The sequence below is a fragment of the Allobosea sp. FBZP-16 genome, assembly GCF_002831785.1.
Lineage (GTDB): Bacteria > Pseudomonadota > Alphaproteobacteria > Rhizobiales > Beijerinckiaceae > Allobosea > Allobosea lupini.
Genome location: NZ_LNCQ01000023.1, coordinates 727,220 through 742,327, shown reverse-complemented (window position 1 = coordinate 742,327; position 15,108 = coordinate 727,220). Strand labels below are relative to the sequence as shown.

11 protein-coding genes and 1 tRNA gene are annotated in these 15,108 nt (G+C 68.6%); 1 reads left to right on the top strand and 11 read right to left on the bottom strand.

Features of this window, described 5'->3' with window-relative positions:
- From CXY91_RS13380 to CXY91_RS13370, 3 genes are all read right to left on the bottom strand, one after another.
- A partial coding sequence (locus CXY91_RS13380) for an ATP-binding protein (protein ID WP_158673398.1) occupies positions 1 to 1,092 on the bottom strand: 1,092 nt, incomplete at its 3' end.
- Positions 1,092 to 2,213: a metallophosphoesterase family protein gene (locus tag CXY91_RS13375; RefSeq protein ID WP_100961872.1), complete on the bottom strand. Its 1,122-nt coding sequence runs from the start codon at positions 2,211 to 2,213 to the stop codon at positions 1,092 to 1,094. The genes CXY91_RS13380 and CXY91_RS13375, both read right to left, overlap by 1 nt.
- A 211-nt stretch (positions 2,214 to 2,424) precedes the next feature.
- A tRNA-Arg gene (locus tag CXY91_RS13370) sits at positions 2,425 to 2,501 on the bottom strand.
- Positions 2,502 to 2,648: 147 nt separating this feature from the next.
- Here CXY91_RS13370 and CXY91_RS13365 point away from each other — a divergent pair.
- A complete protein-coding gene (locus CXY91_RS13365; protein WP_100961871.1) occupies positions 2,649 to 3,047 on the top strand; it encodes a hypothetical protein in 399 nt (132 codons plus the stop codon).
- A 25-nt stretch (positions 3,048 to 3,072) separates the two neighbouring features.
- Here the strand turns inward: CXY91_RS13365 and CXY91_RS13360 are convergent, their stop codons facing one another.
- The 8 genes from CXY91_RS13360 to CXY91_RS13325 form a co-directional block, all read right to left on the bottom strand.
- The gene (locus CXY91_RS13360) at positions 3,073 to 6,207 is read right to left on the bottom strand and encodes an efflux RND transporter permease subunit (protein ID WP_100961870.1); all 3,135 of its coding nucleotides are present in this window, start codon (positions 6,205 to 6,207) and stop codon (positions 3,073 to 3,075) included.
- A 4-nt stretch (positions 6,208 to 6,211) separates the two neighbouring features.
- Positions 6,212 to 7,366, bottom strand: coding sequence for an efflux RND transporter periplasmic adaptor subunit (locus tag CXY91_RS13355; RefSeq protein ID WP_248307463.1), 1,155 nt, complete (start codon positions 7,364 to 7,366; stop codon positions 6,212 to 6,214).
- A 159-nt stretch (positions 7,367 to 7,525) separates the two neighbouring features.
- Complete coding sequence (locus tag CXY91_RS13350) at positions 7,526 to 9,133, bottom strand: FMN-binding glutamate synthase family protein (protein WP_199777423.1); 1,608 nt, start codon at positions 9,131 to 9,133, stop codon at positions 7,526 to 7,528.
- Between the two features lie 104 nt (positions 9,134 to 9,237).
- Positions 9,238 to 10,245, bottom strand: a complete 1,008-nt coding sequence (locus CXY91_RS13345) for a DUF6925 family protein (protein WP_100961868.1) — start codon at positions 10,243 to 10,245, stop codon at positions 9,238 to 9,240.
- Complete coding sequence (locus tag CXY91_RS13340; RefSeq protein ID WP_100961867.1) at positions 10,242 to 11,033, bottom strand: ABC transporter ATP-binding protein; 792 nt, start codon at positions 11,031 to 11,033, stop codon at positions 10,242 to 10,244. The genes CXY91_RS13345 and CXY91_RS13340 overlap by 4 nt, the downstream gene beginning before the upstream one ends.
- Positions 11,033 to 12,058: an iron ABC transporter permease gene (locus tag CXY91_RS13335; protein ID WP_100961866.1), complete on the bottom strand. Its 1,026-nt coding sequence runs from the start codon at positions 12,056 to 12,058 to the stop codon at positions 11,033 to 11,035. The genes CXY91_RS13340 and CXY91_RS13335 overlap by 1 nt, the downstream gene beginning before the upstream one ends.
- Positions 12,055 to 12,876 carry an ABC transporter substrate-binding protein gene (locus CXY91_RS13330; RefSeq protein ID WP_158673397.1) on the bottom strand — a complete coding sequence of 274 codons (822 nt, stop codon included), beginning with the start codon at positions 12,874 to 12,876 and terminating at the stop codon, positions 12,055 to 12,057. Before CXY91_RS13330 ends, CXY91_RS13335 begins: the two co-directional genes overlap by 4 nt.
- A 287-nt stretch (positions 12,877 to 13,163) precedes the next feature.
- Complete coding sequence (locus CXY91_RS13325; RefSeq protein WP_248307462.1) at positions 13,164 to 15,107, bottom strand: TonB-dependent receptor plug domain-containing protein; 1,944 nt, start codon at positions 15,105 to 15,107, stop codon at positions 13,164 to 13,166.
- Position 15,108 lies beyond the last annotated feature (1 nt).

The following is a 15,108-nucleotide window of genomic DNA, read 5'->3' as shown; positions in this document are numbered from 1 at the left end:
CGCGCGCAAGGCCCGCTCCAGGCGGGCGAGCAGGTCGCGCTGCTCGCGCTCCTCGCGTTCGGCGCTCTCGACCGCAGTCGCCGCCTCGCGCACGACGCCGGCGGCACCCTGATGGCGGGCGCGGGCGGCGTCACGCTCCTGCGCGGCGCCGGCTTCGGCTTCGCGAAGGCTGGCAAAGCGGGCGAGCGCCTGCCGAAAGCCGCTCAGGGCCTGTTCGGCAGAGACGCGCCGGTTCAGCGCCAGGGCGGCCTTGCTTTCAGCCGCCTTCAGCGATTCAGCCTGGGCCTTGGCGGCGGACAGCTCCGCCTCGGCCTCCGCGAGCGCAGCCTGGCGTTCCCGCGCCATCTCGGGCGTGTCGATCTCGGCGAGCCGCACCCGGATCGTGCGGCGCCGGTCGAGGGCCGCGCGCAGATCGGCGACCTCGGCGCCAAGGCGGCGCTCCTGTTCCGCCAATTGCTCGCTCTCGTCGATGGCGCTGGCGTAGGGACCGCCTGTCTTGGGCCTGCCGGTCGCGGTCACCAGCCGCAGCAGCTCTTCCTCGCAGGCGGCGAGGGCTTCGGTCATGCGCCGCCCGCCGGTCAGCGCCTCGACCTCGCCCTGGACCGAGGTCAGCACGGTTTCCCGTGCGCGCCTCTCCGTCTCGTCCTCGGCCTTGGCGCGCCGCTCGATGCCGGTCACGCCCTGGCGGACCCAGAGCAGGCCGGCCGGCCCGCTGATGCCGCCCTTCACCAGTGCGGAGATGAAGCGCTCGGCTTCGTCCGCCTGCGCGATCAGGCGGCCGCTGTCGCGCTCGCGGACCTGGGCGCGGCGGCCCCCATAGAACTGCTTCGTCAGCCGGAAGGCGCCGTCGGCGGTGGTGAGGTCCGCCTCGACCAGCGGGTTGCCGCCGCTATAGGGCCGCAGCGCCTGGACAGAGCCCGGCGTGCCGGTATGCGGCTGGAAGAACAGCGCGTGCAAAGCGTCGAAGCAGGTCGACTTGCCGTGTTCGTTGGCCGCGCAGAGCACGTTGATGCCGTCGCCGATGTTCTCGATGCGCACGCCGGTGCCGGCGAAGCGGCGCACATTGTGCAGGCGCAGGGCGGTCAGCTTCATCAGGACGCCGTCGCGCAATAGGAGAACAGGCGCATCAGCGCCTCGCGCGCCACCTCGCGCTCACCGGAGGAGCGGCCGTCGTCCCGGCTCTCTGCGAGCAGCATGTCGGCCGCGTGCCGCAAGGCGCCGGCATGGTCGATCCGGTCGAGATCCTCGCTCTCGCATTCCGTGACCAGCTCCTGCGCCTCCAGCTGCAGCAGGGCGAATTCGGGCGCAATCGCCTTGATATCGGCTTCCAGCCGAGCCCGAGCCGGCGGTCGCGTCCGGCCGGTCGCGAGGATGCGAAGGAGTGTCTGGCGCCGCGCAGGACCCGCCGGCAGCAGCGCCGCCAGATGCGCGCCGGGCTCGTCGCCCGCCAGGCAGTCGAGCACGAGCGTGCGCCAGTCGAACGATCCGGTCTCGATGGGCTCGACCACAGGCTCGGTTCCCGCCGCTGGAATCGTGACCAGCAGGGCACGGCCCGAGGCGTCGTGCTTGAACCGGTCCGGCTCCGGCGCGCCGCTGTACCAGGTGCGCGGTCCGATCCGCATCTGGCCGTGCCAATCGCCGAGGGCGAGATAGTCGAGACCGGCGCGGGTCGCCCGGTCGGGAGCGATGACGTCGCCGGCGCCGCCATCTTCCGAAAAGCTCTGCACGGCGCCGTGGGCGAACCCGATCCTGATCGTGCCCGGCGGGGTCGCTGCCCCGTCCAGCCATTCGGTGAGGTCGCGACCCGGCCGGCGCGTCGTGCAGGGCGCCGGCAGGAGGACGACGTCGTCGGCGAGCCGGAGAGGGGCCGGCTCGGTCGCGAGGACGACGTTGGCGGGCCGCGATGTCGCCAGGCCGGCCCAGAGTGCTTCCGCGGCGAGCGAATCATGATTGCCGGGCAGCAGGATCCAGCGAACGCCGTCATGCCCTGCCATGGCGGCCAGCGCCTGGCGAAGCACGGCCGGGCTCGGCGTTTCCGTGTCGAACACGTCGCCGGCCAGCAGAATCGTCTCCGCCGCTGCAGTGCGAGCCTGGGCAGCCAGCCGGTCGAGCACGGTGTGGCGGGCCTCGCGCAGCCGCCCGCGCAGCTCGTCCGGCATCGAACCGAACGGCTTGCCGAGATGCAGGTCGGCGCTGTGAAGGAAACGGACCATCCGACGTGGTCTACCTGCCGCTTCCGGCCGTGACCAGATGCCGGCTGCCCGCCTCGCGCTGGACCGGGCCGATCGATGAAGCCGGGAGCTCGATCAGCGAGATTGCGCTCCGCGCCCGCTGAACGTCATCGACTTGCACTATACTCTTGCCCGGCCCGCTGGGCGAGAGCCGGCGCAGCAAGGAGACGGTGATTGAGGAAGGAGTTTGAAATGGCGCGCCCGACACGATTCGAACGTGTGACCTTTGCCTTCGGAGGGCAACGCTCTATCCAGCTGAGCTACGGGCGCAAACCGTGCAGGCTGGATAGCCGATCCCCGCTGCTTCGGCAATGCGGGAATTTGCGATGATGCGGGTTCACGCTGCAGGATCGGTCCCGCACCAGGCTCCCACATATCGGGTGACAGCACGGGAGATCCGCCGATTTGGAGAACGGAGTGGACGGCTTCGAGATCGAGGAGGTGTTCACCGAGAACGGCGACCTCCTCGTGCTCTCTCTGGGGTTCGCGTCGGCGGGCGATCCGCTGGACATTCTGCATATCGCATGTGGCCGGCAGCGCGGCAGCCATCAGCCGCCGCAGGTCGAAGACCTGCTCTACCTCGAACGCACCGATCAGGATCTGGCCTGCGATGGCCGCGAGGTGATCCGGCTGGCGGCGCGTCTCGACCATGTCGAGCTCGCGCTGAGCGAGGAAGGCGCGCGGCTGCTACAACTGCCGCGTCTCGTCCAGTTCCGCTTCGGCAGCCGTCCCGAGCTGCTTGCGATCGCGCTGGCGCAGCTGAAGGCGATGGCGGCCGCAGGACAGGATTGCATCGTCATCGACGGGCCGGCGTGACCGCCCGTCGGCGCGCGGATCCGCCTCAGGCCTGCTCCTCCTTCGGGCGCGTCGAGGGCCGCAGGCGCTCGCGCAGCCCTTGGAAGACCACATAGAGCGCCGGAATCACGAAGATGCCGATGAAGGATGCCGCGAGCATGCCGCCGAAGACGGGCGTGCCGACGTCGCGCCGGGCGAGCTTCGACGGCCCTTCCGCGATCACCAGCGGCAGCAGGCCGAGGATGAAGGCGAAGGAGGTCATCATCACCGGGCGGAAGCGCAGGCGCGCGCCTTCGGTCGCCGCGTGCAGCAGCGGGTGGCCCTTCTCGCGCAGCTCCTTGGCGAACTCGACGATCAGGATGCCGTTCTTGGCGGCGAGGCCGATGAGCACGACGATGCCGATCTGGGCGTAGAGATCGAGCGTCAGCTTCGCCAGGACGATTGCGATGAAGGCGCCGAGGACACCGACCGCGACCGAGAGCAGCACCGGCACGGGGATCGTCCAGCTCTCGTAGAGCGCGACCAGGAAGAGATAGGCAAAGAGCAGCGCGAAGGCGAGGATGATCCCCGTTTGCCCCTCGGCCCGTTTCTCCTGGAAGGAGACGTCGGTCCATTCGCCGCGATAGCCCGGCGACAGGGTCTTGGCCGCGACCGCCTCCATCGCCTTCAGCGCCTGGCCGGAGGAGACGCCCGGGGCGGGCGAGCCCTGCAGCGTCACCGCCAGGCGGTTGTTGTAGCGGATCAGCGCCTGCGGGCCGACCACGACCCTGGCCTCGACGAAGGAGCGCAGCGGCACCATGTCGCCGGACTTGCTGCGGACATTGATGCGGTAGATGTCGTTGACCGAGGCGCGGTCGGTGCCCTCGGCCTGGACCTGGACCTGCCAGGTGCGGCCGAACAGGTTCATGTCGTTGACGTAGTAGCCGCCGAGCGAGGCCTGCAGCGCCTGGAAGACGTCGCTCAGGGCGACGCCGAGGATCTGGACCTTGTCGCGGTCGATATCGAGATAGATCGACGGGGCCGAATCCGAGAAGGTCGAGAACACCCGCCGCAATTGCGGGTCCTGGTTGGCGGCCACCGTCAGGCCGCGCAGCGCCTGGCCGAGCGCCTTGGCGTCGGAGGAGCCCATGTCCATCAGCACGTAGCTGAAGCCGCCGCCGCTGCCGAGACCGATGATCGGCGGCGGCGCGACCGGGACGACATTGCCGTCGCGCACGCTGCGGAACTTCTGGGCAAGCCGGGCGATGACGGCCGAGGCCGAATCCTCCGGGCTGGTGCGCTGGTCGAACGGCTTCAGGGTCACGACGAAGAAGCCGGCATTGGGCTGGGAGTAATTGTCGATGAAGTTGAGGCCGATGATCGTGGAATAATCGGCGATCGCCCTCTCGGTCTTGAGGATGCCCTCGACCTCGGCGGCGAGCGTCGAGGTGCGGCCGATCGAGGCGCCGTCGGGCAATTGCGCGACGACGAAGAAGGCGCCCTGGTCGTCTTCCGGCAGGAAGCCGGTCGGCGTGACCCGGCCCATGGCGTAGATGCCGGCCCCGAAGGCCGCGGTCAGCGCAAGGCTGATCGCCGAAATGCGCACGAGACGCGCCACGCCGTCGCCGTAGCGGTCGCGCGTCCAGTCGATGCCGCGCATGATGTAGCCGATCGGCCCGCGCCGCGGCCCGTGATGCGGCTTCAGCAGGATGGCGCAGAGTGCTGGCGACAGGGTCAGCGCGTTGATCGCCGAGAGCACCATCGCGACCGCGACGGTGACGGCGAACTGGCGGAAGAGCTCGCCGGAAATGCCGGGAATGAAGGCGACCGGCACGAAGACCGAGAGCAGCACCAGCGTGATCGCGACGATCGGGGCGACGATCTCGCCCATGGCGCGCTTGGTCGCCTCGGCCGGCGAGAGCTCCGGATGCTCCTCCATCACGCGCTCGACGTTCTCGATCACGACGATCGCGTCGTCGACGACGATGCCGATGGCGAGGACGACCGCGAGCAGCGAGACGGTGTTGGCGGAATAGCCGATGGCGTTGAGGACGATGAAGGCGCCGACCAGGCTCACCGGCACGGCGATGGTCGGGATCAGCGTCGCCCTGAGATTGCCGAGGAAGATGTAGACGACGAGCACGACGAGGACGAAGGCCTCGATCAGCGTCTTCTGGACCTCGTGGATCGTGGCGGTGACGAAGGCGGTTGGGTCGTAGGTGACCTTCCAGGCGAGGCCGTCCGGGAAGGATTTCTCAAGATCGCCGATCGTCTTCTTGACCGATTCGAGGGCGGTGAGGGCGTTGGCGCCGGGCGCCTGGTAGACGCCGATCAGCACAGCCGGACCGCCGTTCAGGCGGGTGTCGCGGTCGAGATTGGCGGCGCCTAGCTCGAGGCGCGCCACGTCCGAGAGCCGCAGCACCGAGCCGTCGGCATTGGTGCGCAGCACGATCTTGCCGAACTCCTCCGGCGAGGTCAGGCGGCCCTTGGTCTGGATATTGAGCTGGAGCTGCTGGTCGTCGGAGATCGGGCGGGCGCCGATGCGACCGACCGCGGCCTGCGCGTTCTGGCCCTGGATGGCGGCGATGATGTCGCCGGTGGTGATGTTGAGGCCGGTCAGGGCGTCGGTGCGGACCCAGGCGCGGATGGCGTAGTCCTGTGCGCCGAAGAGCGATGCGTCGCCGACGCCGGCCGTGGACTTGATCGCGTCGAGCAGGTTGATGGTGACGTAGTTCGAGACAAAGAGCGTGTCGTAATTGCCCTTCGGCGCATAGACGGCGATGACGCCGAGCAGCGCCGAGGACTGCTTCTTGACGACGACGCCGCTGCGCTGGACCTCCTGCGGCAGCTTCGACAGAGCGAGCTGGACGCGGTTGTTGACGTTGACGTTGTTGATGTCGGGGTTGGTGCCGAGCTCGAAGGAGACCTGCAGCGAGTAGCTGCCGTCATTGCCGCTGACGCTCTTCATGTAGAGCATCTTGTCGGTGCCGACGATCTGGGCCTCGATCGGCTGGGCGACGGTCTGCTCGACCACCGCGGCCGAAGCGCCGGGATAGGACGCCCGCACCGAGATCTGCGGCGGCACGATGTCGGGATACTGCGCGACGGGAATCGCGAACAGGGAGATCAGGCCCGCGATCGTGGTGACGAGCGCGATGACGATCGCCAGCCGGGGCCGGTCGACGAAGACGGAGCTCAGCATGAGGTCAGCTCCGGCCGGTCGTCAGGGTCACCGGCGAGGCCAGCACCGGCACACCGGGCCGGAGGTTCTGCAGGCCCTGGATGACGATCTGCTCGTTGCCGGAAAGGCCCTGGTCGATCGCGATATAGGAGCCGGCCTCGGCCCCGACCTTGACCCGCTTCACCACCGCCTTGCCGTCCTCGACGGCGAAGACGTAGGAGCCCTGCTGGTCGGCGATCAGCGCCGATTGCGGCACCAGCACCTTCTCCTCGCTTTGAGGCGCCTGGACGCCGACGCGAACGAGCGTGCCGTCAAGGAGCTTGCCCCCCGGATTAGGCAGAGTGGCGCGGACCAGCACGGTATCGGTGGAGCGCTCGACGGAGACATCGACAAAATCGACCCGGCCCTGCTGGTCGTAGGTCGAGCCGTCCGAGAACTTCAGGCTGACGAGCGGGGCGGAGCCGTCCGCCGGCAGGCGGTTCGTCTTCAGCGCCAGGAATTCGCGCTGGCTGACCGGGAAGGTGACGTACATCGGGTCGTCGCTGACGATCTGGGCCAGCACGCCGCTGTCGGGTCCGACGACATTGCCCTTGGTCACCTTGGTGCGGCCGATGCGACCGGCGATCGGCGCCTTGATCTCGGTGTAGCCGAGATTGATCTGGGCGGACTTCAGATTGGCTTCGGCGACGGTCAGGTCCCCCTGCGCGCCCTTTTCCTCGGCGACGCGCTGGTCGCGGATGGCCACCGAGCCGGCATTGGTACGCAGCAGCTCCTCGGCGCGCTGGCGCTGCACGGTGGCGTTCTGGAGCGCGCCCTGGGCCTTCTCGAGCGCGCCTTGCGCCTGCTCGACCGCCGCTTCGAACGGCGCGCGCTCGATGCGGAAGAGCGGAGCCCCCTCGGCGACGGTCGCGCCGTCCTTGAACAGGACCTCTTCGAGATAGCCGATGACGCGGGCACGGATGTCGACGCGGTTGACCGCCTCGATCCGCCCGACGAAATCGGCGGTCTGGGTGATGGCGCGCTTCTCGGCCATGACGGTGCCGACAGGGACGGCGGTGGGTGCGGGCTGCTGGGCGAGGGCGCCCGTTCCAAGCCCGAAGGCGGCCGCAAGCGCCATGACGGAGAGAGGCAAGGTCGAAGAGATCCGCTTCGTGCGTGCCATCCGGGAACGCTCAGACATCGGCCACTCCTCTTCGCCGTCTCGCTCCGCCACTGTTGTCAGCACCGGGCGCAAACCTATCCCGCGTCGATACTGTGCGTTTTCTGTCAGGAGCGCTACGGTCTTGTTACAACCGGCGGACGCGTTCGGAATGCCTGCCTTGCGACGATGCGAAGGTGCTCACGACACCCTGTCGAAGCTGTCGGCGCGGGCGAGATCCCAGTTGCGGCGATAGAAGGCGTGCTCGCACAGCCCGGTCAGCAATTCGCCTGGCTGCAGGAAGACGTGCAGGTCGGAGAACAGGCGGATCTCGGTGGCGCTGACGCGGCGTACGAGATGGTGGGGACCGAGTTCCTCGGGATGGGTCAGGCCGGCCGCTGCCAGCATGTCGGCCAGCGCGTGCAGCGTGTTGGCGTGGAAGCGGTGGACGCGCTGCGCTTTATCCGGCACGACGAGAGCCCGCTGGCGTACCGCATCCTGCGTCGCGACGCCGGTCGGGCAGCGGTTGGTGTTGCAGGACAGCGACTGGACGCAGCCGAGCGCGAACATGAAGCCGCGCGCCGCATTGGCCCAGTCGGCGCCGATGGCGAGGACGCTGGCGATATCGAAGGCGCTGACGATGCGCCCGGCGACGCCGATCTTGACCTTGTCGCGCAGGCCGGCCCCGACCAGCACATTGTGGACGAAGAGCAGGCCCTCGCGCATCGGCAGGCCGATATGGTCGCTGAACTCGACCGGGGCGGCGCCGGTGCCGCCCTCGGCACCGTCGACGACGATGAAATCGGGCACGACCCCGCTCTCCAGCATCGCCTTGACGAGCCCCATGAACTCCCAGGGATGGCCCAGGCAGAGCTTGAAGCCGACCGGCTTGCCGCCGGAGAGTTCACGCAGCTGTGCGATGAAGGCCATCATCTCCAGCGGGGTCGAGAAGGCGCTGTGGCTCGCTGGCGATACGCAGTCCTGTCCGACCGGGACACCGCGCGTCGCCGCGATCTCGGGGGTCACCTTCGGCGCCGGCAGGATGCCGCCATGGCCGGGCTTGGCGCCCTGGCTCAGCTTGATCTCGATCATCTTGACCTGAGGATCGACGGCCTGTCTTGCGAAGCGCTCGGGATCGAAGCGGCCCTTGTCGTCGCGGCAGCCGAAATAGCCGCTGCCGAGTTCCCAGACGATGTCGCCACCGCCCTCGCGGTGATAGGGGCTGATGCTGCCCTCGCCGGTGTCATGGCTGAAGCGGCCGAGGCGAGCGCCGGTGTTCAGCGCCCGGATGGCATTGGCCGAGAGCGAGCCGAAGCTCATCGCCGAGATGTTGAAGACGGACGCCGAATAGGGCTGCCGGCACTGGTCGTTGCCGATGGTGATGCGAAAGCTCTCGGGATCGGAGACCGGCGCCGGCCGGGTCGAATGGCCGATGAACTCGTAGCCTTCGCGATAGACGTCGAGCAGCGTGCCGAACGGGTGATCGCCGGCGAGGTTCTTGGCGCGGCGATAGACCAGCGAGCGCTGCGACCGCGAGAACGGCGCCGCCTCCTCGTCAGCCTCGAACAGGTACTGGCGCAGCTCTGGCCGGACCAGCTCGGCGAACCAGCGGATATGGCCGATCACCGGGTAGTTGCGCCGGATCGCGTGCTCGGTCTGGGAGAGGTCCCAGAGACCGATCAGCGCCAGTGCCAGGGCCAGCAGGCCGGGCAGCCAGAGCCAGGGATGGCTGAAGGCCAGCGGGATGGCCGCGAGCGCGACGAGGATGCAGAGGGTGAGGGTGCTGAAACGGCTCAGTCGCAACGTCATATTCAAGGCCCATCCGAAGGAGGACGCTATCTCCCCGTAGTTTCGAGCCGGTGTAAAGGCATCGTGGCCCGGCGCCGGGACGTGATCCGGGCTCCGGCCTGTCGTCAGCCATGGCCGTAGGCATCGGCGCCGTCTTCGCTCGCTGGCTCCTGCTTGTCGAAGGCTTCGAGCCAGCGCGACAGGCCGGGCAGCGGCGGGCCGGCCCGCAACTGCCGCAAGCTGACACGCAAGGTGTGACGGGCGAATTTGTTTGCCGGCTCGCGGAAGCTCGCGGCGTCGGAGCCGGAGCGGATCGCCGTCACAACCTGTTGCTTCAGCGCCGTCAGCTCCGGGTCGCCGGTCGCGGCGAGGAGCGCCTGGAAACGCTTATGTGCCGCGTCGTCCCAGGGCCGCGGCCGGCCCATCGCATCCTTCAGCGGATGGGCCGGGACGAGATGGGCAAAGGGGACCCAGCCCTCCGGAACCGGCTCGGTCGCCGCATGGGTGCGGCCGCTGCGCAGCAATTGCGGCAGGACATGGGTGTGCGGCCCTTCCGGGCTCTTGCCGTCGGCCGGCGGGATCGGCTGGTAGACCTCGCAGCGGCCTGGGCGCGCGATGAAGACGCGATGTGGCCCCTTGGCGACGATCGCGCCCATCGCCGGATTGCCGGCCTCGAACAGGCTCCTGCCGGCAGCGGAGCGAAAGGTCGCGATCAGCGCGGGATCGCCGGTGCGGATGCAGATGTCGACCTGCAGCGTGCCAAGGCCCATGTCGAACAGGATGTCGCCGGTGTCCTGCGGCCGCAGCGCCGCTTCGTCGGGCCCGAGCTCGGTCAGGACGCTGCGCCGGTTCATCGCGCAGGCGGCCTCCGGCAGGCAGAGCGCGACGCGATGGCTCCAGCCCTGGCCGACCGCGGTCTCCGAGGCGACGAGCCTGACCTCAAAGAGATCGTCGAAGCCGATGCCGCCGCGAGCGGTGACGGCGAAGAGCCGGCCCGGCCCGTCGCCGAAATCGACCGGCTCACCGGGATCGCGCAGGAATTCGGCAATGGCGCCGAAGGTGCCGAGAGACCACTGCGTGGTCTGGGTGGCGAGTTCCTGATGGATCAGGCTGGCCACGTCGTCTGCAGTCATCGGCTGGCTTCCTCGTTGGTCAGAGCCCGCCAGGGCTGGACGAAATCCTCGCCATTACGCTTGCCGCGCGCGACCGCGATGCCGAAGGCGCGGGCGAGATTGTCATCGTCAAGCACGGTGGCGGGTGGCCCGTCGGCGAGGATGCGCCCGCTTTCGAGCAGGACGAGCCGGTCGCAGAAGCGCCCTGCCAGCGAAAGATCGTGCAGCACGACGACGACGCCGGTGCCGGCAGCGGCGATGCGCCTGAACAGCGCCATCGCCTCGAGCTGATGGCGCGGGTCGAGCCCGACCAGCGGCTCGTCGGCGAGCAGCATCTCCGCTTCTACCGCCAGTGCCCGCGCCAGCAGCACGCGCATGCGTTCGCCTCCCGAGAGGCTACCCAGGCTGCGCTCACGGAAGGCGCTGGCATCGGTCGCGGCGAAAGCTTTGTCGATCGCGGCGCGGTCGGTCTCGGTCAGGTCGGCGAAGGGGCGACGATGCGGCAGGCGGCCGAGCGCGACGACGGCTTCCGCCCGCATCTGCCATTGCACGCTGCCGCCCTGGGCAAGGAAGGCGAGGCGCTGTGCAAGTGCGCGGCGTCCCAGCGTCCTGGCGGGCTTGCCGTCATAAAGGACCGTGCCTGCTGCTGGCGGCAGCAGGTCGGCTAGGATGCGCAGCAAGGTGGTCTTGCCGGCGCCATTGGCGCCGATCAGGCCGACGAGTTCGCCCGGCCGTAGCGCAAGATCGATCCCGGTGAGGATCGGCTTGCCGTCGAAGGCGATCGCGATGCCGTTCGCTTCAATACGCATCACGCCTCCCGCCGCAGGCGCTGGATCAGGCTGAACAGGAAGGGCGCGCCGATCAGCGCGGTGACGACGCCGAGCTTGAGTTCGGGCCGGATCGGCATGAGCCGCAGCGCCGTGTCGGCGGCGAGCAGCAGGATCGCGCCGCCAAACCCGCTGACCAGCAGGAGCCGGCCGGGCTTGTGGCCGACTAGCGGGCGTAAGAGGTGCGGCACGACGAGCCCGACGAAGCCGATCGCGCCGGTGACGGCGACGGCGCTGCCGACGGCGAGGGCCGCGCCGCCGATCAATCGCATCCGCAGCCAGGTCAGGTCGAAGCCGAGGCTGCGCGCGGTGTCCTCGCCGAGGGTGAGGCCGTCCAGCGCCGGCGCGGACGAGAGCAGCAGGGCCCAGCCGACCAGCATCAGCGGCAGCACCAGCCAGACATGGACCAGGCTGCGATCGGCGAGCGAGCCCATCAGCCAGAACACGATCTCCAGCGCGGCATAGGGATTGGGCGCGAGGTTGAGGGCGAGCGAGGTCATCGCCCCGGCGAAGCTGTTGATGGCGACGCCGGCGAGGATCAGCGTCATCGTGCCGGCGCCGCGGCCATTGAGGGCAAAGAGCAAGAGGACCGCGAGCAGCGCCCCGGCGATGCCGCCGAGCGGCAAAGCGAGCGCGAAGGCTCCCGCAAAGCCGGAATAGAACACGGTGACGGCGCCGAAGGCGGCGGCGCTGGAGATGCCGACGATGCCGGGCTCGGCCAGCGGGTTGCGCAGCAGCCCCTGCATCGCAGCGCCGGCGAGGCCGAGGCTGAAGCCGACCAGCGCGCCGAGGATGGCGCGCGGCAGGCGGAGTTCGACGAGCACGAGCGCGGGCAGGCTCTGCCGGCCGGCGAGCCAGTCGCCAAGCGCGGCGACAAGGTCGAGCCGGGCATAGCCGACGGCGAGAGACAGCGCCGCCATGACGAGCGTCGCGGCAGCGAGCAGGGCGACGAGCCGCCAATAGGACATCCGTTCGGATGTGGACGATGGCATGGCAGCGCTGCTCATGGGCTTTTCCCGGCTGTCGTCGGCGCGCTTGCGTCGAGCAGCAGTTCGATCGCGTCGATCACGGCCGGGCCGGCGCAGGTCCAGAGCTTCGAGGGCAGGGCGACGAGCTTTAGCCGGTCGCCGAGGCGAGTAAAAACAGGGTGATGCAGGATCTCGTGCGCCAGCGAGGGCGGGCCGTCCGGCGTAGTGTTGAGGATCAGGATATCGGCCTTGCCGAGCGCGACCGTCTCGAGCGCGATCTGGCCGTAATTGTCGATGCCGAGCTCGGCGGCGAGGTTGGTCAGCCCCGCTGCCGTCAGGATCTCGTCGACGAGCGAGCCGCGCCCGGTGGTGAAGCCGTTTGGGCGCAGCACGATCGCACGCGGATGCGCCGGGCGAGGGCGATCCGCCAGCGCGGCGAGACGCTTGTCGATCTCCGCGATCAGGGCTTCGCCGTTCTGTTGCTCGCCGAGCAGGTTCGCCATGTCGCGGATCTGCGCGCGCATCTCGGCAAGGTTCCCCGGCACGCCGAATTCGCGGACCGTCACGCCGACGCGCTTCAGCAGCGCGACGGTCGAACGAGTCGTATAGGCGCCGGCGATCACGAGGTCGGGCTTGTGCGCCAGCACCTCCTCGACCAGCCCGTGATTGGCCGGGATCGTCAGGGCGCGCGCAGCCATGTTGGCGTTGCGCGGGTTCTGCGACAGCCAGGTCACCGACGCGACGTGCTTCGGGGAGGCGAGGCGCAGCACCAGCTCGTCGGTGCACATGTTGAGCGAGACGATGCGCTGCGGCTTCGCGGGTATGTCGTCGGCGTGGGTGGCGGCGTTCGCGGCCACCAGGCAGAGAACAGCCGCACTCAGACGGAGAACGGTCTGCTGAAGAGTCGTCAGTATGCGATGGCGGCAAGCGTATCCGCGGGGAACCCCTCTCCCGGATGGGATAGGGGTGAGGGACCGCCGCTGATTATTGGCGCGCGACGGCGCCGCTGCGACTTCAAGGGGCGAGGGCAGGCCCTCATCCCTGCCCTTCTCCCACACGGGAGAAGGGTTCCCCGCGTTCTTCATCGGACGACCCGCGTCATCTTTCGCCGCAAGGGCGAGCATGACGGCGGAGCTCGACAGCCTCACAGGCTCACCCTGATCCCGCCGAAGGCGCTGAGGCCCGGCACCAGGAAGCCGACCGGGTTCTCGTAGCGCTTGTCGAACAGGTTATCGACGCGGCCGAACACGGTGAGCTTCTCGTCGACCTTGTAGTCGGCGGCGAGGTTGACGATGGCGGCGCCCGGTGCGCGCATCCTGGAGATCGAGAAGTCGCGGTTCCCATCCATGCGCTCGCCGACATAGATCAGCGTCGCCGACAAGGTCAGCTTCTCGATCGGCACCCAGCTCGCGGTGATGCTGGCCTTGTGGCGTGGCCGGCGCAGCAGCTCCTGATACGCGGTCTCATCCTTGGCCAGGGTGAAGGTGTAGTCGGCGCGGACCTTGAACTGCGGCGTCAGTTCCAGCGCCGCGAAGGCCTCGACACCCTTGGTCGTGGCGCGGCCGATATTCGTATAGGAGGTGCGCGCGGCGTTGGTCAGGATCAGGTTGTCGATGTCGTTGTGGAAGTAGGTCGCACCGACATTCACCTGCCCGTTCACCAGCGGCTGCTCGAAGCCGACATCCCAGCCGCGGCTTTCCTCCGGCTTGAGGTTCGGGTTGCCATAGAAGTTGAAGGCCGGGCGGGGATCGCTGAAGCGTTCGCTCAGCGTCGGCGCCTTGAAGCCGGTGCCGTAGCTCGCCTTCAGCTTGGTGTCGGTGCCTGGCACGATGAAGACCGGTGCGATGCGATAGGTGGTGTGGCCGCCGAACTTGTCGTCGTCATCGTAGCGGATATTGGCGGTGGTGAAGAAGCGGTCGGTCCAGTTCGACTGCAATTCGACGAAGGCGCCCCGGTTTCCGTTCGAGACGGTCTTGTTGGGCGTGTCGAAGCGTTCGTTCTCGTATTGCAGCCCCATCACCAGTGTCTGGCTCCGGGTGAGCTTCAGGTCGCCACGCCAGTCGTATTTGATGCGCTCACCGAGGTTCTCGGTCGGCACGTCGAGGATGCCGAAGGCGTTAGGCCGGCGATTGGAGCGATCCTGGTTGCTGTAGGAGACGCCGAAGCGGTTGACGAACTGCCCGCCCAGCGGGTCCCAGACGATCTCGCCGCGGGTGAAGGCCTGGCGATAGTTCTGGCTGGACCGGAAGCTGCTGGGCAGGCTCGGGAAGCCGGAATCGCCGGTGAACAGCAATTGCCCGTCGATATAGCGGCCGACCCAGTTGACGCTCAGCGTGTCGGTCAGCCTGGCGCCGAGGCGGGCGGAATAGCTCCAGTTGTCATAGGAATTGGGGTTGCGCCGCCGGCCGGCGGGAACCAGTTCCGGTGGTGTCACCGGTGTCGAATCCGCCCTGAAATGGCTGATGCCGAAGGCGTAGTCGAAGCGGTCGTCGCCGCCGCTGACCCCGAGGCTCTTGTTGAAGGCGCCATAGGAGCCGGCTTCGACCGAGCCGGTCACCTTGGGCGGCCCCTCGCCGCGCTTGCTGGTGATCGAGATCACGCCGCCCAGCGCATTGGCGCCATAGAGACCGCTCTGCGGGCCGCGCAGCACCTCGATGCGCTCGATGTCAGTGGTCAGCATCTGGCCGAAGTCGAAGGAGCGGTTCGGCGTCGAGGGATCGTTCACCTCGATACCGTCGATCAGCACCTTGACGTGGTTGGAGTTGGTGCCGCGCATGAAGACCGACGTAAGCCCGCCCGGCCCGCCGGTCTGGACGATATTGAGGCCGGGAACGGCGGCGAGCGCCTGCGGCAAGGTGCGGCGCTGCTCGCGCTCGATCTCCTTCGCGGTGACGACGGTGACGGCGCTCGCGATCTCCCTTGCCGGGGTCGGAACGCCGGTCGGGCTAATCACGATCTCGTCGAGCGCGATCGGCTTCTCACCCGACTGCGCCAGCGCAGCGGGCGATATCAGCACGGTCGAAGCGGCGAGCAGGGGGAAGGCAAGTGAGAAACGCCCGCTCCTGGCGGGCTTTGGCAAACGGAACACG